The organism is Chryseobacterium urinae (assembly GCF_030518295.1).
Classification (GTDB): Bacteria; Bacteroidota; Bacteroidia; order Flavobacteriales; family Weeksellaceae; genus Chryseobacterium; species Chryseobacterium mucoviscidosis.
The window spans coordinates 38,094-61,529 of record NZ_JAULSJ010000004.1; the positions used below are offsets into that span (position 1 = coordinate 38,094).

The window sequence follows — 23,436 nt, forward strand, 5'->3', positions numbered from 1 at the left end:
GTTGATCTTTAATTTTCAGAAATAGTATTCTTAAAAAATCGCGAATCATTTTTTGTTTTATTTTTTTATGATTTTATATGTATTGGCTCCTTTCTGATTTTCAATTCTGATTAAATAAGTACCTGCAGTAAAGGAACTAAAATCTAACTCCAAAGTCGTCCCCACATTTTTTTCAAAAAGTTTCTTCCCAGAAAAATCATAAAGTGTAACCGTATTTTTGTTTTCAGGTAATTTCAGATTCAGGATATTTTCAACAGGATTGGGATAAAACAGTTTTTTGGCTTTAAAGGGATCTGTAACTCCCAGAGAAATACACGCATCGCCAACCACGTAAGAATAATATTTGGTTACGGACATTCCTCCTGCGTAGGCAAATTTCACTGCATAATTAATTGTAGAACCCGCGGTTTGTCCTGTAATGATACCCGAAAATTTCTTTCCGGAAACATTGGTCATTGGTGTTTCTGTAAAAGGCGTTTGTTTCCACAAATAAGCAATAACACCTGTTTTATCAGTATCTAAAAGTTCAAACGTAATTTTCACATCGGTTCCGATGGTTTGGAAATCGTATTTGTATCCTGTAGAAAAAGTACCTTGTGAAGCCAGTGTAGATGCGCCGTTGCAAGCCGTGTTGATATTGGAAAGTGTGGTTGCATTCAGTATGATGGGATTATTGGCTGCGGTATTTCCTGCTCCATCGCTTGCAGAAATATTAAAGGTATAATTGGTAGATGGACTTAATCCAGAAATAATTACAGATTTTTGAACTCCAGAAGTTCCATAGACTGTTTGTATGGCTCCACCCGAAATCTGATAGGTAATTGCTCCAAAATTATCGGTTGCATTTAGTAATAATTCTACGGAATCGCTGGTTACTGCTCCAACAGTTGCCGTAAATTGAGTGGGTGCAACCGTGTCTGGAGTGGTGTTCTGATAGACTCTCACATAATCAATAATCATCGAGGCATTGGTAAATGTGGAAGGAATGTTTCCTGCAACACCGCCCATTGCAATATTGAGTAACAAATACTGTTCTTTATCAAAAGGCCAAGTCGATGCATTTTTAACGGCAGGATTGTAAGTGTAATACGCCACTCCGTCTAGCAAAAATGTAATTTGATTCGGCGACCAGTTCATCGAATAAATGTGGTAATTATCGGTAATGTCTGATGAAGCCAAGATTCCGCCATGGTTGACAGAATTTCCTGACGAAGACGGCGTATGCAACGTACTTTGAATAAAGTTATCAGGAGCAGAAGGGAAAATTCCGTATTCCATCATATCGATTTCTCCGCAAGCCGGCCAATTCGTATTTCCATAAGTAGAAGCGAAATAGCCACCCGGTTCATTCACATTTCTTCCTAAAAGCCATATTGCAGGCCATGTTCCTTGGTTTTTAGGAACTTTTGCCCGTACATCAACTCTGCCATATTTAAAAGCAAATTTTGAATTTAATCTTGCCGAAGTATAATTTTTGGTATTCCCCTGATCGGTAAAGGTTTCTTTTTTAGCAACAATATTCAGTTCGCCGTTGTTGGTGAAAGAATTGGTGATGAGATTGGTGTAATGCTGTTGCTCATTATTGTACCATCCTCCTGTTGTAGGCAGTTGAGTTTGATGAAACCATTTGACATTGTCAACCGCTCCGTTGGTAGAAAATTCGTCGGACCAGACCAAATCATTGTACACGACATCGACCTGCGCCAAATAGAGTGTACTGAAAAGGAATAGAACGATATGGTGTAATTTTTTGATCATAATATTTTTTTAAATTTTAGATTATAGATTTTAAATTATAGATTAACACGTCTATATTTTTTAATCTCAAATTTCTCGCAGCCCGACTTGAGTGGAAATCCTTTTCTTTTCCGTTGCCTTCGACTTCGCTCAGGCAACGGAAAAGAAAAAAGCGGGATCTCATTGACAAGCTCAGGATAAACTTCTGGCAGGTGAAACAGCACAAAAAACTTCCATCTTCCATCTTCCATCTTCCTTCTTCCTTCTTCCTTCTTCCTTCTTCCAGCATCCAACTTCCCTCTTCCCTCTCCTCAATACTTCAACTTCTCGTGTTTGTCCCAGATTCCCCAATGTGCGCCGACTTCGCCTTCGGGACCGACTTTCCAGGATTCATCGAAAGAGGAAAAGTAGAAACAGTCGATTTCCTCGTCCATACACCACAATTGGGTGTTGATGAAATAATCGAGTGCATTTTTTTCGGATGGAAAAGCGCCTTTTAGTTCTTCACCTTTGCTTGGCCAACCGGTTTCGGAGATAATAACAGGTTTTCCATTGGCTGCCTGTTTTGCCTGCTCATACATCTGCTTCATATAATTGAGCGAATTTTCGGCGGGACAGCTTTCCCAAAACGGATAACAGTTTGCCAAAATAACATCGCAGGCATCGGTAATTCTTGGTTTTATGGTGAATTCGTAATAGGCATCTACGTAACCTACCGGAATTTCGGGGATTTCTTTTTTTACTCGGTTGATGAAATCCAGCAACTCGTCTTCGGATAAATCTTTTCGGTAAATTACCTCATTTCCGACTGCTGCAATGTCTACAAAACCTTCTTTGGCAAGTTTTATCAATCCTTCCACTTCTCTTTCGTTGATTTCGGGATCGTCGCCCAACCAAGCTCCGACCAAGGTTTTCATTCCGAATTCTTTGGCGATTTTCGGGATATGTTCGTTGCCTTCGGTGCAGGAAAACGAGCGAACCCACGAAGTGTGCGGTTTCAGGATTTCCATTCTTCGGCGAACCTGCTCCTCGGAGATAATGTCACCGGGTTTTTGTCCGTCCTCATACAAACTGAAACAAAAGCCGTGAACACCGTTGTACAGAATTTCTCTGAACAAATCTTTTTTTTCGGTTTCGGTTTTTCCTTTGATGTAATTATCCTGATTTTGCTTGGGTAAGGATAAATACTGCTCTGCTCTGTATGACATGTTCTAAAAATTATTGTGGTGATAAATGATAAATGATGATTGATATAATGATGATTTACTCTAATATCTCTTGTCTTTTAGTCTCGTGTCTATTTTCAAAATTTGAACTTTTCATTAGCATCCCACAATCCCCACGAAGTTCCTGCCCAACCTTCGTAATGGATTTTCCACGATTCATCGAAAGAAGAGAAATAAAACAGGTTAATTTGCTCTTTTGATACCCATTTCTGAGCTTCGATGTAGTATCTCATCAGATTTTCGGGAGATGGTTCTGCATGTTGTACCGCTTCACCTTTACTTGGCCAACCGGTTTCTGCGATGATGATTTCTTTTCCGCCCGCGATTTTTTTGGTTTGATGATACATTTCCTGCAAATACATTCCGGCGTGTTCTATGGATGCGCCTTCCCAGAAAGGATAACAATTGATTAAAATTTTATCGCTTGCCATCACCAATTTCGGGTGATTGATGATTTCATAATACACATCAATGTAGGTTACAGGAACATTCAGCGTTTGATTTTTAACTTGTCCGATGTAACCGAGTAAAGTTTCTTCGTTTTGGTCGCCACGGAAAAGCACTTCGTTTCCAACGGCGGCGATATCTACATTTCCTTCTTTGATCAATTGAATTAAAGACTGAATTTCCTGCTGATTTTCGGTTTCATCTTTGCCAATCCAAGCTCCCATTAATATTTTGAAGCCCATTTCTTTGGCGATTTTCGGGATATTTTCGTGTCCGTGGGTGGAAGAAAATACCCTGATCCATTGCGTATGAGGTTTTAATACTTCGAGGCGTTTTCTGATTTGCTCTTCGGTGATGAAGTCTCCCGGAAATTGTTTTTCGGTAAAAACGCTGAAACAAATTCCGGTCATTCCTGCTTTGAAAACCGTTGAAAATTCGGTTTTTATGCCTTCAACATTGGTATAATCAAATGTTGGGAAATAATATTGTGGGAATTTTTGTTGCAATTGCGCTCTTGAAAGTCCTGCCAAATTCATTCCTTCTAAAACATTGTTCGCGCCGTATCCGGAAGGTTTGGGGGCTTTTCTTTTTTCTAATAAATCTCTTACTTCTCTGGCTTTGGCTTCATCTACATCATAATCTTTCATTGCCCAAATGGCGGCTAAAGTTCCTAAAATCGGAATGCCGACAAAGAAAATTCGTAACCAAAACATCGTTTCATCGGTTTGTGTAGCGGCATTGGATTGAAAAGCGACCAGAGAAAGAATCATTCCACTTAATAATCCCGCAACAGCGGTTCCGAATTTTACCATCCACCAATAAATAGCGCCTAAACTTCCTTCTCTTCTTTTTCCTGTATTGAGTTCATCAATATCGATCACATCCGAAGTCATCGACATCATTAAGGTAAACAAACTCCCGATTCCGAAGGAGAAAAACGGCAACGCAAACAGAAACAGATACGGTTTGCCCGGAACGAAAAGTAAATACAGTAAAATATAACCGACGATTGAAATCCCCTGAGAAACCAAAAATGCTTTCTTCTTCCCCATTACTTTCGACATTCTTGCCACGATAGGAATGACTGCAACGGTTGTAATAATTGCGCCTACACTCCCGAATAAAGTGGGCCATAATCCAAATCCTTCTTCATTTCCTTTGAACAAATAATATTTGATGATGAAGTAGGAAAATCCGGCTGTAGTCTGAAATGCATTAAATATTAAAAAAGTGGCAATACATATTTTTCTGAACGGTTTAATTTCTACCGAAGCTTTCAATCCTTCTTTTATTTCGCCGAAACTTCCTAAAATTCCTTTCAAATCAATCGGACTGTAGTTTTCGTGGAATGTCGATTTGCTCGGAATAAAAAATGCCGGAATTGCCGCTAAAATGGCACAACCAATAGCAACATACACCGCCAAAGTTCTCACCGCTACATCACTGGATGGAAATAAGGACTGATCTGCCATGATTACCCAAAACCAAGGGGCAACCACCCAAGCTAACTGACCAATGAGCTGAGAAGTCGCCATAATATTAGTGCGCTCATGGAAATCATCGTTCATTTCGTAACCCATTGCTACATAAGGAATACTGAATATGGTTAATCCTGAATAAAAAATAAGTGAAACCACCAAAAAGTACCAAAAATTGTACGTAACGCCATTTTCAGCATATAGTTGCCACATCAAAGCAAACGAAATCCCTAAAATAATAGCTCCTGCTAAAACATACTGTCTTCTTCTTCCCCATTTGGATTTGGTATTATCGCTTACATATCCCATAATCAAATCAAACAAAGCATCATAAAACTTGGGAATAAAGTAGGTTAAGCCTAACAAAAATCCGCTAAAGCCGAGTTTCTCTACCAATACAACGGTGAAAATCCCAATCATTGCAGGAAACATCTGGTTCGCCAACATTCCCAACCCAAAAGCGATCTTTTGACCGATTGGAACTTTATTCGCTGATTTTTTGATTTGATTTGCCATTTTTCTTGTGTGTTTTTTTAATTAAAAAGTTAAATGAACCGTTTGCAATGCTTTTGCACTGATGCGAACCGGAATTTTTTGATTTTCTAAGAAAATTTCGATATTTTTTGCCTGTTCCGATGGGTTGAAAACCACCACCGCAACCGAACCGTCAGGATTTTTAGCGGCTGTAATTTTTAAATCGGAATCAGGATTTTCAAAACCAATTCTTACGGCTTCGGGACGAATAAATTTGCTGAAATGCGCCATCGTGTAGTACAAAGGCGTTACATACACTTCGTTTTTTTCGGGATCTACCAAAATCGGTGCGCCACACCAGTTTTTAAACCAGTTCGGACCGCCGTTTTTATCCAAAACCATATTCCAATCGATCCAGCCATCTACCTGATTGTTCAAGCAACCGATGATGTCTCCTGCGTAACGGAAAACCGGAACGTATTTCGGATGCAGATATTTTTCTTCTTCTTTCGCCCAGTCAAATCCCCAATCTGTCGCTTCTGCGCTCCAATACCAAGAATCGTCTTTCCATTTCGGAATATCGCCGTCGATGCAGGCTTCGGTTTGAATTAAGTGTTTTGACGGATTTTTCTGATGCGCGTATTGCAGTTCGTCTCCAAAAATTTTATAGGTGCTGTCGTACCAATGAATGGCTGTTCCTGCAAAATATTTGGAAGATTTTTCGGAGCGGTACATTTCGTCTACCCAGTTTTTAAGTTCAGAACGGTTTTGGTCGTAACCAAAAATTTTCACGTTTCCGTAGCCGTCTTTTTCTAATTTCGGACCTAAGAAATTTTCCACGAAATCGGTCATTTCTTTTGGGGTAAACAACATACTTTCCCAGTTTCCGCCGTTTCCATGGGGTTCGTTAATCACAGTAATTCCCCAGATCGGAATGCCCAGTTTTTTATATTCGGTTAAATATTTTGAAAAATACAAAGCAAACGTTTCGTTGTATTGCGGCAATAGTTTTCCGTTGATCCACGCATTGTTATCTTTCATCCAAGGTGGTGAAGTCCACGGTGAAGCCAGTATTTTAAACCCGTTTTTTGAAATTTTCTGCGCTTCTTTAATCATCGGAACCAAATCGTTCATATCTTCCTGTACCGAAAAATGTTTCAGTTCTTTATCGTGTGCAACTGGAGCGTAGGTGTAATTTTTCAAAGAAAAATCGCAGGAAGCAATCGTGGTGCGGGTTAAAGAATAATTCGCTCCATCTTCCCCAAAATACAATTGCAACACTTTTTCCCGATTTTTTGGGCTTAATTTGTTGAGTAAATACGCCGAACTTTCGGTAAAAGCGCCACCAAATCCTGTAATTTTTTGGAATCTCTGTGCAGGATTGAGTTTGATTTTAACTGAATTTTCAACAGGTTTTCCTGCAATTATTTTCGTTAACTGATTTCCGCTTGCAGAGGTTTCGTAGATGTCTGTCTTCCACGATTTTTGAGATTGACAACTCATCATCAAACTGGTTATTAAGGCGATATGTAAGATTTTTGTTTTCATTTTTATTTAATTTTCTTTTGTCTTGAAACAAAAGAACCAAAAGTTCAAGACTGGAAACTCGGCTAAAATTTTAAAATACTTCCTAAAATTTCCAAAACTCGCGCGATAGAAAATTTTGGTTTTAAAACAAGATTTTGGCGCGCTCAAACAGTGGAAATTTCTTAACGGAATTATTTCAAAATTTCTTAACGCCTCCGTTTCCTAGGTCGGTTTTCATATCGTTATTATCATTTAGTTTCCATCAATTGTTTTTCAAATTCGCGGTGTGGAGGCATTTCCACAGAATCTAACAATCGTTTCAGATTTCCGTTAAAGGTTTTCTGAATGGTGTTTCCGTCTCGTTTTAATTTTTTAAACGCACCTTCATCCACCAAATTCCAAACTGCATATTTTGCATTTCCGTCGACGGTAAACAATCCGAAATGATTTTCCGAACCACCTGCATTTCCCGCATCTTTCCAAGGTTCGTCAAACGCTTCGAAATAGAAACAGGAAATTCCCGCTTCATTCGTCCAATCGCGCATTTTGTGGTAAAAAATTCCGGCTTTGTATTCGTCTACTGCTTTAGAATCGTTGCTTCCGTACAGCTCATTGGAGAATGTTGCCCAACCGGTTTCGCCAATATGAATTGGTTTATCAACGCCTAAACTCTGCATATACTTTTTCACCGAATTGTACTGCGATTTTGCGTAATTCACGGAGCGATTCATCGCCAAATCCAATTGTTTTTCTTTGGAAAACTGAAATTCATCTTCTGAAATTCCCCAAAAAAACGGGTTGTAATGGGTGTCGTGCATCGGATAGGTGTGCATCGAAATATAATCGACTGCTTTGATCAACTCATTGAGGTCTTTTGTGTGATAGTCTTTTTCGCCACCACCCCAACTTGCAAAATTGTCGGAACTGGTAATCCATAAATCTTTCGGCAATTCTCCTTTTTTCTTTAATTCCTGCAAATGATTTACCCATTTCAAAATCACGGAAGGCTGCACGTAATAAGCCGTTGCCCATTTTACCATCGCCTCATTTCCTACGGCAATCACTTTGATGATTTCCGGATATTCGTTCGCCAATTCTACGGAGTGTGCAATTTCGGCGGCGTTTCTTTCGCTTTCTTCGTTGTGATTAGGTTCAAAACCAGTCCACGCATTTTTACAGTCGATCCACGCTCCGAGCATCACGTACATTTCAAATTCGGGATTTTCCTGACGCAATTCTTTAATCGCTTTCAGCACATTTACGGCTTCCGGAAGATGTACATTATACGTTCTGATGATTTTCACACCCATCGCCGAAAGGATTTTCATATCTTCTTTCAACTGCGAAACGGTAGGTTGCACTCTTCTGGAATTGGTTCGGTAACCGCCGTAAGACATTGCCAAATAGTTAGGATTTCCTAAAATTTCGGATGCACTTTTATGTTTGATTGTATTTTGCATACTGTTACACGACATTAAATAGGTCAAAATAAGAATTGGTATTACACGGAATAATTTCATTAATCATTGAAATTTTTTCATTGTTGCCTGATAAAAAGAATTTTCACCTCAACCATTTAAATGTTTATGAGATAGATTAACAGGTCGCTCCTACGGAGCTTTGCATTCACGCTTTCATTTTCTATTAACAGTACGCTCCTAAAGGAGCTGTATTAAGTCCCATCGGGACTTACTGTTAATAGGAAATTTGTATTCTTCGGTAAAAAGCTCCGTAGGAGCGACCTGTTAATTACATTTTTTTATCAGACAATAATTATTTTTTTTCATTATTTCAACTGTTCTTTTCTAATTTTCACTTTAATCAAAGTGATTTTTCCGTTTCTTTTAAAGATATTTTCGGAGTCTTCTTGATTGATGGTTAAACTGCTCTCTATTTTTGCTTCGCATTGTTCATTAAAAATTTCTACGCTTTCGTTTTCCGAAATTTCATAAATCACCGGAACTTCGCATTTGATGAAAAACAAAGCATTTTCGGGTAATTTCAGTGATGAAGCATTGGATTTCACATCAAAATATTCGATGGTTTTTTCTTCGGTTAAGAACTCTTCTTTTCTTAATAAATCGGGTTTAAACTGCAATTGTCCGTCTTTTACTAAGATTCCCAATTCTCCGAAACGGCTTAATAAATCTTCTTTTACCTGTCCCGTCATTCCCGGTTGTTGTGCGCCTTTTCCGAATGGCGTGTGCGAATAGGCATCGGTTGGAAATGCCCCGTACAATTCAGGAGATTTGTGAACACCGATTCCTTCGTTGATTTCGTAGAAATGTTCCAATAATCTTCCCACTGTTTCTGGCGAAGCATTTTCGTTGATGGCTTTTTGGCAAACTTCCATTACGGCTAACAATAATTTGGAAACCATATGCCAATAAATAGAGCCTAAACCTTCGTACCCGTAGAATGTGCCGCTTCTTCCGGTAAATTCTTTATGATTGAAAACTTCTTCAAAAATTCCTAAAATCAAGGCTTTTTCCTGATTTTCAACCTTTAAATCATCTAAAGCTGATTCTAGATCTCCTGCATTTTTGAAATTTCCATTGAAATGATAATTTCCTACCACATCTTTTTCGATAATTTGCATATTTTTTTCGCAAACCAATTTTTTAAGCAATTGAGATTTCTGAACTAAGTTTTCAGGAATACTGTTTCTTTCTAAAAATCCTTTCAATTGCTTGTTAGGATACAATAAATAGCTGTATTGATCCTCCCGGAACAACGCTGAATTTTTCAGCGCATCCAACACTTTCAACGCTTCATTTGAACTTAAAAATTGGGAACTCAACACCGCAACCTGTCCTTCCAACATTTCGCTGAGATAGGAAACCGCAACGGATTTTTCGTTGGAAGTCATCAAATTATACGCGTGATACAAACCGTCTTTTCTTTCGTTAGCTTTAATGGAATGTTCCAAAAACTGCAACGAAAGGTTTGTAAATCGTTGTAAACCTTCCAAAGAAACGGTTCGTTTTTTACCCCAAAATCCTTTCTGATACACGTGATTTCGGTATTCCGAAGCGGCTTCGCCAAATAGATCGAGGATTTTTTTGCGGTCTTCGTTGCTAATATTTCCTTCCAACAAATGAAGATTTTCCTGAAAACCTTCTCGTATTTTTTTGTAAAAATCGACCAGTTCACTGGAGATTTGTACATTTTCCAACGCCGAATTTTCAAAAACAGCCTGGAAAAATTTCATCATTCTTCGCAGATAATACAGCGTGACCATCGAAACGCCGTTTCCTACCAAAGCGTTGTTGGCATCGTTCCATTCCGGACGTTGCGTGTTCATCCAGATCCCGCCTTCCAAAATGAAATTGGATAATTTAGCCAAAACGGTTGCCAATATTTTTTCAGTGAAATTTACCTTCAACACTTCTCCGTTTTCATCGGTAAGCAAAGCACCGTCTGCTCCCATTTCGGCTCTTCTTTGGTGGATTTTTTCATCCAAATCGAAATCAAAATCAATGGTATCTTTAGGATTTTCCAAGATTTCGGTGTAGGATTTTATTTTATACGGAACATTAGCATACACGAAATATTCTTTGTCTAAAAGTGTTTCTAAAGAATTTGGGAAATAATTTTCGGTAAATTCTAAAAACTTCAACAGATAAATAATCTGATGATCGCCCCAATATCCAATGTAGCTCCACGGATCGTCGGCTTCAATCGTTTCCCAATCGAAACCGTCTTTGGTTACCCGATACGGATTGTACCCGTCAAAAGTTGTTGCATTGAGGAATTTGAAAATCATTCCTTCGATAAAATACGGATAGGAATGCGCCAAAGCTTCCCAATTCTGGAAAATATCTCTCCAGTTTCCTTCGTAATCGAGGATTTTAGAACCGTCGGTTTCACTTCTGGTATTGATGGAAAATTTGTTCCAGGGACGGGAAGGATCGCCGTGACGGCGGGAAAATTTGAGCGGTAAATATTCTTTAGCCAATCTTATGAAATCAGCATCTTCTGTATTTTTTAACGATTCATTTAATTCAAAAAGACTAAATTTTTCTGGAAGATTATTTAAAATTTCTTTAGAATGATTGAATATATTTTGATTCGCTTTTTCTAAATATTTGGAAAAATCCCACTTTTCGATGGTGTAATTGTCATCAAAAATTCCGCCACGCATAATGTTAAACAACGTGTTGGAAAAATGACGGCTGTCTCGCAGATCGTCGTTGGTAAACTGCAATCCATCGGCAGACGCGACTAGTTTTTTGAGATTTTCAGTGCCCAAATCAATATCGTTCTGGATTTTTTCAGCAAGATTTTTTTCGTTTTTAATGCGTTCTATCCAACCGATTACATTGGATTGAGATTGATTAACATTGGCGATAAACCACCATTCTTTCTCATCATTTGTGTTTAATTCTAATTCCTGCTGAATAAAATAGGCTCCTTTTTCGCCTTTAATATCGTTTTCCTGTGTAATTTTTTCGCCTTTTCTGAAATTTTTCAACTGAAGTGAAGACAGCAAATACGTTGGATTTTCTGTCCCAGTGGAAAAAACGGTGTTTGCTTTCAAGGCTTCACTTGGTTCGGCTTTATCCACAATAATGGCACTTAATGCGAAAATTCCGAGTCCGGATGTTGTGTCGAGTTCGGTACGTTTGTAGGCATCGCCCAAATTGCTGACACGGTTTTGCAAATCGCTTCCGATTCCGTACGGTAAAATATTTTGCAGTCCGTCTAAAACGGTTATATATTGATTTCCAGTCGCTAAATTTTTGATTTTTGATTTTTTGATGAACCCAAATTCGTTGCTGTTGTTCCATTCATAAGAAAAAGCGAGTGCTAAATCGTGGTTGATTTCTTCAAAAATAATCTTGTTTCCAAATTCGTTTTTATAGACATTTCTCGAAGTGTGAAATTGCGCTTCATTGCGAACGGAAAAAGGTTCCCAGACGATAATTTCCTCTTTTTTATGAATCTGAACCATCGTTTTGCTTCCGGTAATTTCTGCCGATTCGGTGATTTTATCATCGGTGTAGTACGGAAAAAGGGCAAATTCCGAGTTTTTTCTCCCCGCGGAAAGTCCGCCATTGCTGGAAACGAACATCCAATGATTGGAATCGCTTACGATGGTCATAAAAAACGGACGCAACGATTCTGCATCGGAGATTTTAAAAAAAACTTCGTGGTTGATTTTTACAGTTTCTAAAGAGGATTCGATATGGGAAATCGTGGATTGCATTAATGTAATTTTGATGAATTATTTTTAAAATTGGTTTGTAAAGCCCTTCCGAAGGAAAAATTTCCTTCGTTGAAATGTTTTGAGAGTCTTGTTTTTGGGAAACCTTACAGGTTTTGAAAGCCTGTAAGGTTTGAGTGGTTTAAAATTTTATTTTGCTTTGTAAACTCTTACATAATCGATGTACATACTTTGAGGGAAAGAGGTTCCGTCCGTTGGAAATCCTACAAAGTTTCCTCCGACTGCCACGTTAAGAATCAGGAAAAAAGGATGATTATACACCCACTCTCCTGAAACATCCGAAGATTTTACGCGATGATAAAGGTATCCGTCTACAAAAAAGTCGATCTGGTTTTCCTGCCATTCTACTCCAAAGACATGGAAGTCCTGATCGAATCTGGCATTTTGTAATCCATAGGCTTTTGTTTTTGCATTTCCTCCGGAATATCCGGGACCGTGAAGGGTTCCGTATACGACATTCGGGATATGTCCTTTCAGTTCCATGATGTCTATTTCGCCACACTGAGGCCATGAAACGGTATTGATATTATCGCCCAACATCCAGAAAGCAGGCCAGATTCCGGGACCATAAGGTGTTTTGATTCTTGCTTCTATTTTTCCATAAGCATGAGAAAAAAGTCCCTGTGTTTTTACTCTTGCCGAAGTGAAAGCGTTTCCGTTTTTTCTTGCGGTGATTACTAAATTTCCATTTCCGTCTAAAGAAACATTATTGGTGGAATTGGTATACGACTGCAATTCCTGATTTCCCCATCCGTTATCTCCGGTTCCTAAATCGAATGTCCATTTTTTATTATCCGGAAGGCTTCCTGCGGTACCGTTGAATTCGTCACTCCAGACCATCTCAAAGCTTCTGTCGGGAAGCGTTTGTACCGATTCCTGATCGCATGAACTCATCGAAAACAAAAATGCAGGAACAGCCAGAAGTTTTAAAATTTTATTTTTAGGTAAATATTTCATAATTGTTCTTTTAAAATTTTAGTTATGGAAATAAATATTATCAAAGAAAATATCTCCGTTTCCGTCTACTTTGAATTGAATGATGTTGCTGAGTACAACCGGTGAGAAGGAAGACAGCGGAATGTCTACACTTTTCCAGCCATTGGTATTGATCCCTATTCCCGAAGGTACAGATAAAGTATACGGCGTTTCTACAGGACCGGGACTGATTAAATAGAATTTTAAATTTGTAGAATTAGCGGTATAATAATCTATATGGATGAATCCGTAAGATGAAGCATTAAGCGGACTTGCAAACTGGGTTCCCTGATAGTTTAGTCCTGCATATTTCAATGTATTGTTTCCTGCTATCGGGGTCTGGGAAACCTGTGTAGCCTGTCCCCAGTTCGGGTTAAAATCTGTACCCGCAACATTTGTATAAGCATCACTGAAAACTGAAAGAACGCTTGCCGCAGCATGAGTTGGTACAGGTGCAGCCGCAGTAGGCGTTGCAGGAATTATGCTTCCGTCGTTGTAGAAGTAAATATTATCTGCATAAAAATTAGAAATATTGGCTCCTTCAAAAATTATCTGACCGATATGCGCTTTCGTTGTTAACCCTGTAATTGCTGTAATGGGAATATTCAGACTGATCCAGCTCTGACTTTGTAATGAAGCGGTATTTACGGTGTACTGCCCTGTTTTATCATCAGTTCCTCCATATACTCCATCTGCTCCGAAGTCTGCTACTTTTATGGTAAAAGATGATCCTGCAGCTACAGCATTTGGTAAGTACATATCCATGCGTAAATGTGACATGGATGATGCATTTACAGTAGGTGAAGTCATCTGGATTCCCACAAAATTAAAGTTGGTATAGTTAAGCACATGGTCATTATTTACCGTAAAATCTGCTGATTGTGTCGTTTGATAAGGAGCCCAGTATCCGTTGTAATAATCCACCGGAACGTTGGTGTATTTATCGCTGAAAATAGAGATGACATTATTTGCCGTCTGTGTCGGTACGGGTGCATGAACAAAATTTCCTGAGGAATTAATGGTAAGGCTTCCTGTTGCCGTATTGCTTCCTAAAGTTGCGGTAATAACAGAAGAACCTGATCCTACTGTACTTACATTTCCAAGCTGGTCTACCGAAGCTACCGCTGCATTGGAAGTTTTAAAGTTGAAATAATACGGCGTAAGGTTCACTGCCTGTGTTGCTCCGTTGGGCATACTGTAAGAAGCAGTAAGTCCGTCTATTTTATTACTAACGCCTACAAAAGAGGTAATTGTTTTGTTGCTTCCGTTCAGGATAGATGCGGACTGATAGGAAATGGTTCCGAGTTTTTCAAATTTCACCTCATCTACCCAAAAGGTATATCCTTTGTTGTTTTCGGGACCTTCGGAATAGAAAAACATTCCTTTTTCCATTTTTAATTTTGAAGGATCAGGAATCGGGATGATTACTTTTTTCCAGTTGGTATTTACCGGAAGCGCAGAAAGGGAAACCTGATATTTGTTTTCACCAAGATCGTTTCCAAAACCAATGATATCTATATTCGCTGCCTGAGTAGCTTTGATCCAGAATGTTAATGCATTGTAATCTGAAAGATCTCTTCCTACAGAGGTGTAAAAAGATCCTCCTGCATAAGCTCCTTCGGGACTTCCGTAATCCGGAACGGCAAATTTCATGGAAGTGGTTCCTGAATATTTTACCTGGGTGTCTACATCAAATGCTTTTACATCGGATCCTCCGAAGGCGGAATAATTTAACCCTGAACTGAAGGCATCCATAAAAACTTCCGGATTTTTAGGATATTCTGCCGTTTCAAGCTCGCTGATGTCTCTCTGACAGCCAAAAGCCACTAAAAGTGAAGCACTTAATAATACTTTGGTGAATTTATGTCTGAATATATTTTTCATTTTTGTACAAGTTATTTACCAATATTGATTTGAATATACGTTCTTATTTCCCATTCGTTTCCGTTCGGGAATCCTATTGCGGTAGGATCAGGAACCCAGTTTCCGGCACCGTTTATGGTATAAGTAGGTGCATATCTAGGAGAATACTGATCTAAAGTTCTGTAGGTCCCGCGAACTCCGATTCTTGTTCCCGGAAGGATCCACCATTCGGGTTTTCCTATTTCAAGGGAGAGATCTCCCATGAGCTGCATCGGGAAGGTAAGGTTATAATCTCTGTGGTAATCGTAAGGTCCCCAATCGTTCAGTTTGAATGCGGTAACAAATTTTAATTTTTTGTAAATGGTTCTCAGCTCTAATCCGAATCTTTCGATTTTTCTGGTATCGCTTCCGTTTGCCTGTGCCGTTCCGCCATAAATATTGGCTATCACTCCGAAATCGGAGCTTACTTTAGAAACAATTCTTGCATTGGCTTCCAAAAGATTGGCTGCCGGTGCAGCTCCCGGAAATGCGAAAGTGGTTCTTCCGTCCGGTAAAATTCCTATTGCAGCATCCTGTGTTGTCGGCAAATGTCTGTATACAAATCCTGTACTGAATGCAAATGGTGCATCTTCTGTTTTATCGCTGTCCCACGCGTACATCCATGTAGCCGGAGTAGGATCATACGTGAAAAGAATTTCTCCTGCGGTCTGCTCGCGGTTTGCTCTTACCACAAAAGGATCCTGAAGTATATTTCTCGGTCTTCCCGGTGCAGGTGCGTCCATTGGAACCGGTCCTTCGATCGGCTTTTGCCAAAGGAAATTAGGCGCAATCTGGAAATTTCCGATATTGTAGGTAAATCCTGAAAGGACGTTATACTGGTTTCCGCTTCCGCTGTCTTTTAATCTCCATCCTGTAAAGGTCTGTGTGTAATCTGCTCCTCCATTGGCAACCAGACCCATCATGGCTCCCTGCGCGTACCAGTTGAATTTTCCACCTGCGTAGGTAAATTTGGCTTTTCCACCCCAATTGTCTTTGCCGCTGATCTGATCCTGATAAATGTTTCCGTCTCTGTATAACTGGAATGTTCTTCCGTTAAGCGGCTGTCCTCCCCAGATTCCGCCCAGATCAATTCCGAAGTTTCCGAATTTTCTCTGAACTGCTAATGTTACTCTTCTGGTTTTAGGCTGCGGAATGGCAAATGAACTCTGCGTATCTCCTCTTTGATCGAGATCTTCATGATAGATTCCTGTAAGATCGAATTTTCCTGCTTTTCTTGAGTATTTTACCAACAATGCAGGGTTGGCTCCCCACCACAGTTCCGGTCCGAAAGCGACTTTCAGTCCATTGATTTCTTTTTTTCCTGTGAATTCAAAACCGAAAGGGGCTTCTCCGTTGTAGATGTCCATATTAGGACCGTAATTGGCTTCAGGATAAAGTCCGAAAAGATCGCCTTCGTATCCCCAATGGTAATGCCCTGTTCTGTAGAACCCGTGAAGATCAAAATATTTCTGATTCCATGTATAACTTGCGTTGTAGACCTGAATTCTGTTGAGATCTCTCATTGTGGTTGTGGTTCCGTCTGCATTCATTACCTGAATTGCTCTTCCTCTGTTTTCATAAAATATCTGGTCGATAGGATTTTCTGCCACATTTCCCAGAATATTAAAGTTAACATTGGCTCTCATATTGGCAGTCGGATTTCCTTCTATTCCCACGTAATAGGATTGCATATGATCAAAGCCCTGTCTATTCGGATAGGATGTATAAGCATCTGTTTTTTCTTTTGGTGTGGTGATAAGACTTCCTCCGGTGTTGAAGGTTGAAAAATCTGCTCTCAGATTGCTGATTCTGATCATATCACTGCTTTCTCCTTTCAGAGCGGCTTTATCGCCTCTTGCTCTCAGATTTGCATCGGTAATATTGATGTCATTAAAATAGTTTTTAACCACGCCGGAAGATTTCATCTGAGTGCTCTCGTAAGGATTGTACTGATGAACCTGCTTCAGGGTGTAATATGCGCTTCTCGGATATAACTGATAGTGTCCTGTAGCATCTGTTTTTCCTTTGGCGCAGATTCCGAACCATTCTTCGTTCATGTTATTTTCGCCTTTACGGAAATCTCTGATGTATCCTCCGTTGCTCCACGATGCATTGGTATTGTGTACCTCCAGATCTTCGGTCTGTTTGTATTTCCACCAACCGTCGCTAAACTGGAATGTGAATCCTCCCAATGCATTTCCCGCTTTTCCCAAACCCGCTGCATTTTCATAGATTTCCTGCCAGTTTCCGAGCAGATAATAAGACTGTGCATCCTGATCTTCTTTTTGAGAAAGTTCGTTAAAGGAGTCTGCTCCAAATTCGGTGAAAAGAACCGGTTTTCCGTATTCTGTTTTCACTTTCAGGAAGAGATCGCCAAAAGAAACGCCACGGTATACATTGGTTCCGAAAATATCTACATCTTTACATTCCTGAGCAATGATGTCTAAAAACAGGGTGTCTCCGTTACATAAAGCAACCGGATGGTTCTGATCTAAAGATTTTATTTCTAAAGCTGCCTGATTGAAGAGCTGATACATCGGGATAGCTTTTTGGGTAGATTTTCTGTCCTTCATAGGAATATCTTCCGTTTCTGCGCCTTCCCAGAATAAGCCGTAATTGTTTTCGTTTCCTAAAAGGTACAGCAAAAGTCCCGGTGTATTTTTATACTGCTCTGCCAGTTCTCTAGTTTCTTTCAGTAAAAGTTCTCTGGTTGCAGGATTTGCGTAATCTGTGTTTGCCACCCATGAGCCATTTACGGTAAGCCCGTATCTTCCGAAAGAATGGTTAAGCATGGTGTAAATTCCATAATTTTCGTAGATATACTTAATCCACTTTGCAGGAATTCCGGTGTAGATTCTTACGGCATTTACGCCCATATTTTTCAGAAGTCCCATTTCATCGTCCAAAGCTTTTTTAATGAAATCATCAGACTGCTTCCAAAGGGAATAGTTGTAATTGGTTCCGACAGGATAGTAATCCCAGTTCATTCCGTTTACAATGAAAGGCTTTCCGTTCACTTCTAATTTTTGTCCGTCTGTGTTATTCGCCACCTCAACTTTCTGGGATTGGGCATGGGAAAGATGAGTGCCAATACAGACCAAGAAAAATAATATTCTTTTCATTATGTTATATAATTTCTATTCAGTTTTATAATTCGGACAAGACCTCTTATTTAATGATGAATCGTCTTTGCCTAATTTAAAAATGTTAACAATTAGTTCATAAATAATATGTATATACATTTGATATACATAAATAAATTAATGAATATCAAATACTTAAACAGCAATCAAGAAGCAATAAAATCATTTTCAGATTAAAAAATCAGTTGAATTCTATGAAATTGAATTAAGAATTATTTAACATTTTACAGCTCCTAATGCGACATTTTTTAACATTCAGATAAAAATATTGAAATGAGAAATGGGCTTTAAAATTTCACATTTTTGAGAATTTTCAAACAATTTACTTTCAAAATATTTTGTGAAAATTCAATTTTCAGGGTTAAAATTTTCTGAGAATTTCTGAAATTAAAATAATGATTTTGGCGAAAATTATTTATATGCGCATCTGCTTTTTAAGACAAAAAAACCATCCGAAAATTTCGAATGGTCTGACTGAAATCAATGATTTAAATTTTGCTTTTTCTATGCTGACTCAATAGGGTGAGCCTAAAAACTGAAAGATTATTCTCTAAATTTAACGATCATTTTTTTGGTATACGCTTTATTATCTGAATCTGTAACTTTGAGCAGATAATATCCTTTAATCTGTAAAGGCAGATCTATTCTCACTTCTTCTGAGGCACTGAAATTCTTTTCTAAAATAAGAACTCCGTTCAGATCAATAACCTCAGCTTTTATTATTTTTTTTCTTGTGTATTCTGAACCTTTTCTGTGTTCTAGCCTTATAAATGCAACATCGTTTACAGGATTTGGATACAGATGAACTACTGTCATTTCCTGTTCCTGTGCTTTAGACTGAATGGTATTGGTTACCGTATTGGTTTTCAGAAGGTTTTCGTCATCAAATGCAATGAATGCACTGTTTTTAATTTTTGTATCTTCTTCTAATCCTTTTTTAGGAAGAATGGAGAAGGTAACATACCCCTGAGATCGGTCTGAATCTACGGAAGTAGGCGGTAAAAATACATTTTCAAGCTTAAACGTGATCTTGTTATCTATAATTTCCGCAGATACATTATCATGACTTGCAGACACCATTTTAAAGGTATTGATGTCTAATTCCTGCGGAATGTTATCTATAATGGATACATTCTGAGTAGCAAAATTTCCTACGTTTTCAAATCTGATGGTATAGGTAAGCAACTGATCGGGTAATATATATCCTTCTGTTCCATAGCCTTTCGGAGAAACCAGAATATCATTAGGATCTATCGCTCCATAAATAGGGTATTTTTGCATCAGCAGGTTATCATCGATATTGCAGTCTGCCGAAGAGTTTACAATTTCTCCTTTAAAATCCAATTCATCACCCACTGAAACGGATGCGTCTGTACCGGTCATAAAGCTAATGACTTTATTGTTAAAAGGATTTAAAGATCCCATACTCCAGGAATATCTTGTATAGTTTTTTGAATTTTCAACAAAGCTTTCCTGCTGCGCAATCGGTAAGGACGGACTGATAATATTTACAGAGGAAGGTACTGTAAATTTTAAAATGCTTGAATTGGATATATTACGGGACTGATTGCTTACTACAATTTTAAACTGGTTATTGGTATATCCTTTTCGGATAGCCGTTCCTCCCATATTTATTTTCAAATCTGTATCGTTACAGGTTGACGTTGCAGCAATAAATATTTTTTGGGAAGGCTGATAATTGGTCAGATCGAATACTTTGGAACCTGCACTTAATCCGTTTTCTTCTAAAATTCTCAGCTCAACATCATTCTGAGTGGTATAAAAGCTGAATGTACCGGCATCACTGGAATATACTTTGGCATTGGTAGGCACCACTTTAATAGCCGCTCTTGAAACGGTAGGTTCGCTATCCTGTTTCACCCCGTCGTTATTGGTGTCAAAATAAACGATACCGGAAACTTTTGTCTGTTGAGGTTCTACGATTTCGAGTATTTGATTGGCAGAAATATTCGTCAGTTTCTGAATAATTCCACTTGCCCATTTAACGGTGATGGTATTGATGGTTGCGGCGTTTCCTAATCCAAAATGCTGTGTATAGCTGCTTTGTCCTCCAAAACCACTCTGGCTGTTTACTTCTCTCATCTGCGTTCTGCTTCCTGTTTCTACAAATATTTTTGTACCGATGGCAGAACCATTGCTTTCTGTGGCTTTCAGATTAATTTCCAGCCATTTATTGGTATTTCCGTTATTGATGAAAATGTGGTTTTTCTGATTGGAATGCGTTGCCACGGCAAGATCCAGATCGCCGTCATGATCGTAATCGCTCCATGCGTGTCCAAAAGAAAGTCCGAAATTATAGGTAATTGCTTCGTCTCTGTTTTCGGTAAAATTTCCGTTTCCGTCGTTAAAATAAAGGAATTTTCTGATTCTGTCATTGGTTACAAACAAGTCTAAATCTCCGTCATTATCAATATCTGCAAAGCTGCATCCGTGAGAACTTCCTCCCTGATTAACAATAGAATTGGTTATTTTCTGGAAATTTCCGTTTCCTAAATTTTTATACAGGAAATTGGTTGTTGTGTTGGAATTGGTTACGAATAAATCCAAATCTCCATCATTATCTATATCTCCCCAACAGCTTCCTACAGATTTTCCGCCTTCCTGATTAATGATGTTATTTTTCTTGGAGAAGGTTCCGTTTCCGTCGTTATGGAATAAAGAGTTCTTATTTCCGCTTCCATTAGGGACAAATAAATCCATCAGTCCGTCCTGATCATAATCTGCCCATGTTGGTCCAAGAGAGGAATTGGCTTCCAGCGGAATGGCATCTGCCTGCTCTTTTACAAAACCTCCGCTACCTGTATTTCTGTGCAGCTCATTGTATTTTGTAGGGAAATAATTACACATAAATACATCTGCTTTATTATCGTTATCATAATCTGCAAAGGCACCGCCATGATAATAGGAAACATCCTGAGTAAAAGATTTGGTATTGTCTGCGACCAATGTACCGTTGTCATTTCTGTAGAAACGGTTGGGATTTCTGGTATTATTAAGAACCAATAAATCTTCATCTCCGTCGTTATCTACATCTGCCCAGGTGCTGCTCATAGAAACCCCGTCTTCAGGTAAAACCTGCCCTGCTGTAAAGCCTCCGGCTGTATTATTAATAAAAATTCGGTTAGGAGCAGTAAGTCCCATATCTGTAATGTATAGATCATCATATCCATCATTGTTGATATCTACCCAACTGATGGTCCATGAGTTGGAGGTAAATGAATCAAACAACGGATTTTCAAGACGTGAAAATATCAGCTTTGAAGTATTGGTGGTCTGCACAGATACCGAATTCGCAATGGTTGACTGTTGTGTTTCTCCGTTCACTTTTCCTGTTATCACTGTTTCAACGGTGGAATTAAGCGTAGTTCCTACCAGTTCTCCGTTATTGGCTCCTACGGTTGCTACCACTTTGGTTTCAATCTGATACGTAGAGTTCGGCTGTAAAGTCGGTAAGTTATTATATTCTACTTTTGTTTTGTCATTAAGTTCTGTAACAACACCCTGTGTTTGGGATTGATTTGGGTTAATGATTTTCGATTCTACTACTTTAAGTCCTTCCTGTACAATAACTTCTACCGAAGGATTCGTTACTTCCCCGCCCGTTTTAACCTGAGAAACTACGGTTGCCTGTTCGGTCGGGATGAGTGCATCGTCGCTTACGTTGCTTGTCTGGGTGAAAGAATGTCCTAAAGAACTTCCGGTATAACACATCCAGTTATCATTAAAATTACTATTCATCACCGCAATATCATTATTGCTTTCCACGATCAGATAAGGTCTTTCCGATCCTGAAGCTGTTCCTGTTCCGTTGTAAAATGCTTTCCATTCATTTAGACTTATGGAGCAGTCTGCATATTTCTCGGGAGTAATGGTAAATGTTTTATTAAATTTTGTCCCATTGGTTAAAGCATCTTTTACGGTAACGGTAGCTCCTGTTTTTGAAAATAAATACAGGTGAGAAAAGGAACCGTTATACTTTGATCCTGTTAAGGGGTTGGTTACATTGGTTTCATTACCCGGAGGTGCAATATAGGTCAGGAACTTTTTTCCTGCCGTTGTTCCGCTTTCGGAAGAAACCATTGTTGCCATATCGGAGGTTCCCGGAGAACCGGTTTCAAACCAATTCCCTTCAAAAACAGAGACTTTTTTTCCTGCGGAACAGGTAACTCTGAAGACGGTAGGATAAGAAACGTTTCCATTGGTTTTTCCCACCCAGTCTCCCGCGGCTAGCCGATTGAGAGAGAAGGTTTGTACAGGTACCCAGTTTCCGTTTACAAAACGATCCAGTTTCACGGTATTGTCATTGTCCCAGCTCACAATTCTTATTTCCTGTTCACCACCCGACTGATAAGGAACCGCGAAATACATCAGTTCTCCGGAAGAGCTTCCATTGGAGGTAGGCACATATCCTCCTCCGTCCCGCTCATTTCCGAATAAGGCTCCGTACTGCATCGTTACAGGCTTATTTGCGACCAGCATATAGGTTTCTCCAGAAATCATCGCATCCCTTCCTTGCGGAAAGCTGTAAATTAAATCCTGCCCCACGTTCAGTGTTTTGGAAAAAACTTTAACGGGATTTTCAGCATCAACATCTGTAAAACCTGTATTTGTTTTTGCCTGAGTAGAGATTTTGTAAAAGTCTATTACGGTATTATTCTGATAAGCAAATACATTGATGTCTCTGTTTGAAGAGGTAATCATGGGAGCATACACAATAAATTTCTGTCCGATAGAGCTTTTATCCACACTGGGAACCCAGTCGTGCTGCCAATCGCTGTTTGTACTTTGGGAAGCATACACCAGTTTATTGGATTTTACAATAAAATAGTCTCCGTCCCATTTTAAAACACCACCGGAAGCATAACGGGCATCATCATTAATCCCATTGTCTTTAATATACAGGACGTAGCTCTGCCCTGCTTTTAATACTCCGGTTTTAGAATCATCCGTATCTCCGTCCGCACCGTCATCAATGATATTAAATTCCGTATCATCGTAGATAGCCGTTACCACTAAACAGACGTTTCTTTGTACAGCATCGTTATTCGGTGGAACATAAATTTGAAAATAAGTTGAGGGCTCTCCTGTTGCGTAGAGATTATTTACCCCTAAAAAAAGAATAAATAAAAAGAATAAATTTTTCATACTTGCTGCTATTTTAGGTAGTAGACCGCATTCAACAAATATGCTTATTTTAAAATGTATTGATTTTCAAAAACTTACACTTTTTTCTTTGAAAAAAAATTCCAAAAAAAAGATTTTGTTTCATTTTTTGGAAT

At 38.9% G+C, this 23,436-nt stretch carries 10 protein-coding genes; all 10 read right to left on the reverse strand.

Annotation, left to right across the window (positions count from 1 at the left end; genetic code table 11):
- Positions 1–57: 57 nt before the first annotated feature.
- Positions 58–1,758 (reverse strand): family 16 glycosylhydrolase, encoded by a 1,701-nt coding sequence (locus QWT87_RS03475; RefSeq protein ID WP_302713655.1) that lies wholly within the window; start codon positions 1,756–1,758, stop codon positions 58–60.
- A 290-nt stretch (positions 1,759–2,048) separates the two neighbouring features.
- The gene (locus QWT87_RS03480; RefSeq protein WP_302713657.1) at positions 2,049–2,945 is read right to left on the reverse strand and encodes a glycoside hydrolase family 17 protein; all 897 of its coding nucleotides are present in this window, start codon (positions 2,943–2,945) and stop codon (positions 2,049–2,051) included.
- A gap of 95 nt (positions 2,946–3,040) precedes the next feature.
- Positions 3,041–5,404, reverse strand: coding sequence for an MFS transporter (locus tag QWT87_RS03485; protein WP_302713659.1), 2,364 nt, complete (start codon positions 5,402–5,404; stop codon positions 3,041–3,043).
- A 21-nt stretch (positions 5,405–5,425) separates the two neighbouring features.
- A complete protein-coding gene (locus QWT87_RS03490) occupies positions 5,426–6,910 on the reverse strand; it encodes a glycoside hydrolase family 30 protein (protein WP_302713660.1) in 1,485 nt (494 codons plus the stop codon).
- Positions 6,911–7,137: 227 nt separating this feature from the next.
- The gene (locus tag QWT87_RS03495; protein ID WP_302713662.1) at positions 7,138–8,349 is read right to left on the reverse strand and encodes a glycosyl hydrolase family 17 protein; all 1,212 of its coding nucleotides are present in this window, start codon (positions 8,347–8,349) and stop codon (positions 7,138–7,140) included.
- Between the two features lie 326 nt (positions 8,350–8,675).
- Positions 8,676–12,098 carry a hypothetical protein gene (locus tag QWT87_RS03500; protein WP_302713664.1) on the reverse strand — a complete coding sequence of 1,141 codons (3,423 nt, stop codon included), beginning with the start codon at positions 12,096–12,098 and terminating at the stop codon, positions 8,676–8,678.
- 147 nt (positions 12,099–12,245) lie between these two features.
- Positions 12,246–13,073 carry a glycoside hydrolase family 16 protein gene (locus QWT87_RS03505; RefSeq protein WP_302713666.1) on the reverse strand — a complete coding sequence of 276 codons (828 nt, stop codon included), beginning with the start codon at positions 13,071–13,073 and terminating at the stop codon, positions 12,246–12,248.
- A gap of 18 nt (positions 13,074–13,091) precedes the next feature.
- The gene (locus QWT87_RS03510) at positions 13,092–14,975 is read right to left on the reverse strand and encodes a carbohydrate binding domain-containing protein (protein WP_302713668.1); all 1,884 of its coding nucleotides are present in this window, start codon (positions 14,973–14,975) and stop codon (positions 13,092–13,094) included.
- Positions 14,976–14,986: 11 nt separating this feature from the next.
- Positions 14,987–18,115 carry a glycoside hydrolase family 2 TIM barrel-domain containing protein gene (locus tag QWT87_RS03515; protein ID WP_302713670.1) on the reverse strand — a complete coding sequence of 1,043 codons (3,129 nt, stop codon included), beginning with the start codon at positions 18,113–18,115 and terminating at the stop codon, positions 14,987–14,989.
- Positions 18,116–18,679: 564 nt separating this feature from the next.
- Positions 18,680–23,302: an FG-GAP-like repeat-containing protein gene (locus tag QWT87_RS03520; protein ID WP_302713672.1), complete on the reverse strand. Its 4,623-nt coding sequence runs from the start codon at positions 23,300–23,302 to the stop codon at positions 18,680–18,682.
- Positions 23,303–23,436: the final 134 nt, after the last annotated feature.

Bases quoted from the DNA above. Each gene is read 5' to 3' on its own strand.
- QWT87_RS03475 (WP_302713655.1), bottom strand. From the start codon at position 1,758: ATGATCAAAAAATTACACCATATCGTTCTATTCCTTTTCAGTACACTC.
- QWT87_RS03480 (WP_302713657.1), bottom strand. From the start codon at position 2,945: ATGTCATACAGAGCAGAGCAGTATTTATCCTTACCCAAGCAAAATCAG.
- QWT87_RS03485 (WP_302713659.1), bottom strand. From the start codon at position 5,404: ATGGCAAATCAAATCAAAAAATCAGCGAATAAAGTTCCAATCGGTCAA.
- QWT87_RS03490 (WP_302713660.1), bottom strand. From the start codon at position 6,910: ATGAAAACAAAAATCTTACATATCGCCTTAATAACCAGTTTGATGATG.
- QWT87_RS03495 (WP_302713662.1), bottom strand. From the start codon at position 8,349: ATGCAAAATACAATCAAACATAAAAGTGCATCCGAAATTTTAGGAAAT.
- QWT87_RS03500 (WP_302713664.1), bottom strand. From the start codon at position 12,098: ATGCAATCCACGATTTCCCATATCGAATCCTCTTTAGAAACTGTAAAA.
- QWT87_RS03505 (WP_302713666.1), bottom strand. From the start codon at position 13,073: ATGAAATATTTACCTAAAAATAAAATTTTAAAACTTCTGGCTGTTCCT.
- QWT87_RS03510 (WP_302713668.1), bottom strand. From the start codon at position 14,975: ATGAAAAATATATTCAGACATAAATTCACCAAAGTATTATTAAGTGCT.
- QWT87_RS03515 (WP_302713670.1), bottom strand. From the start codon at position 18,115: ATGAAAAGAATATTATTTTTCTTGGTCTGTATTGGCACTCATCTTTCC.
- QWT87_RS03520 (WP_302713672.1), bottom strand. From the start codon at position 23,302: ATGAAAAATTTATTCTTTTTATTTATTCTTTTTTTAGGGGTAAATAAT.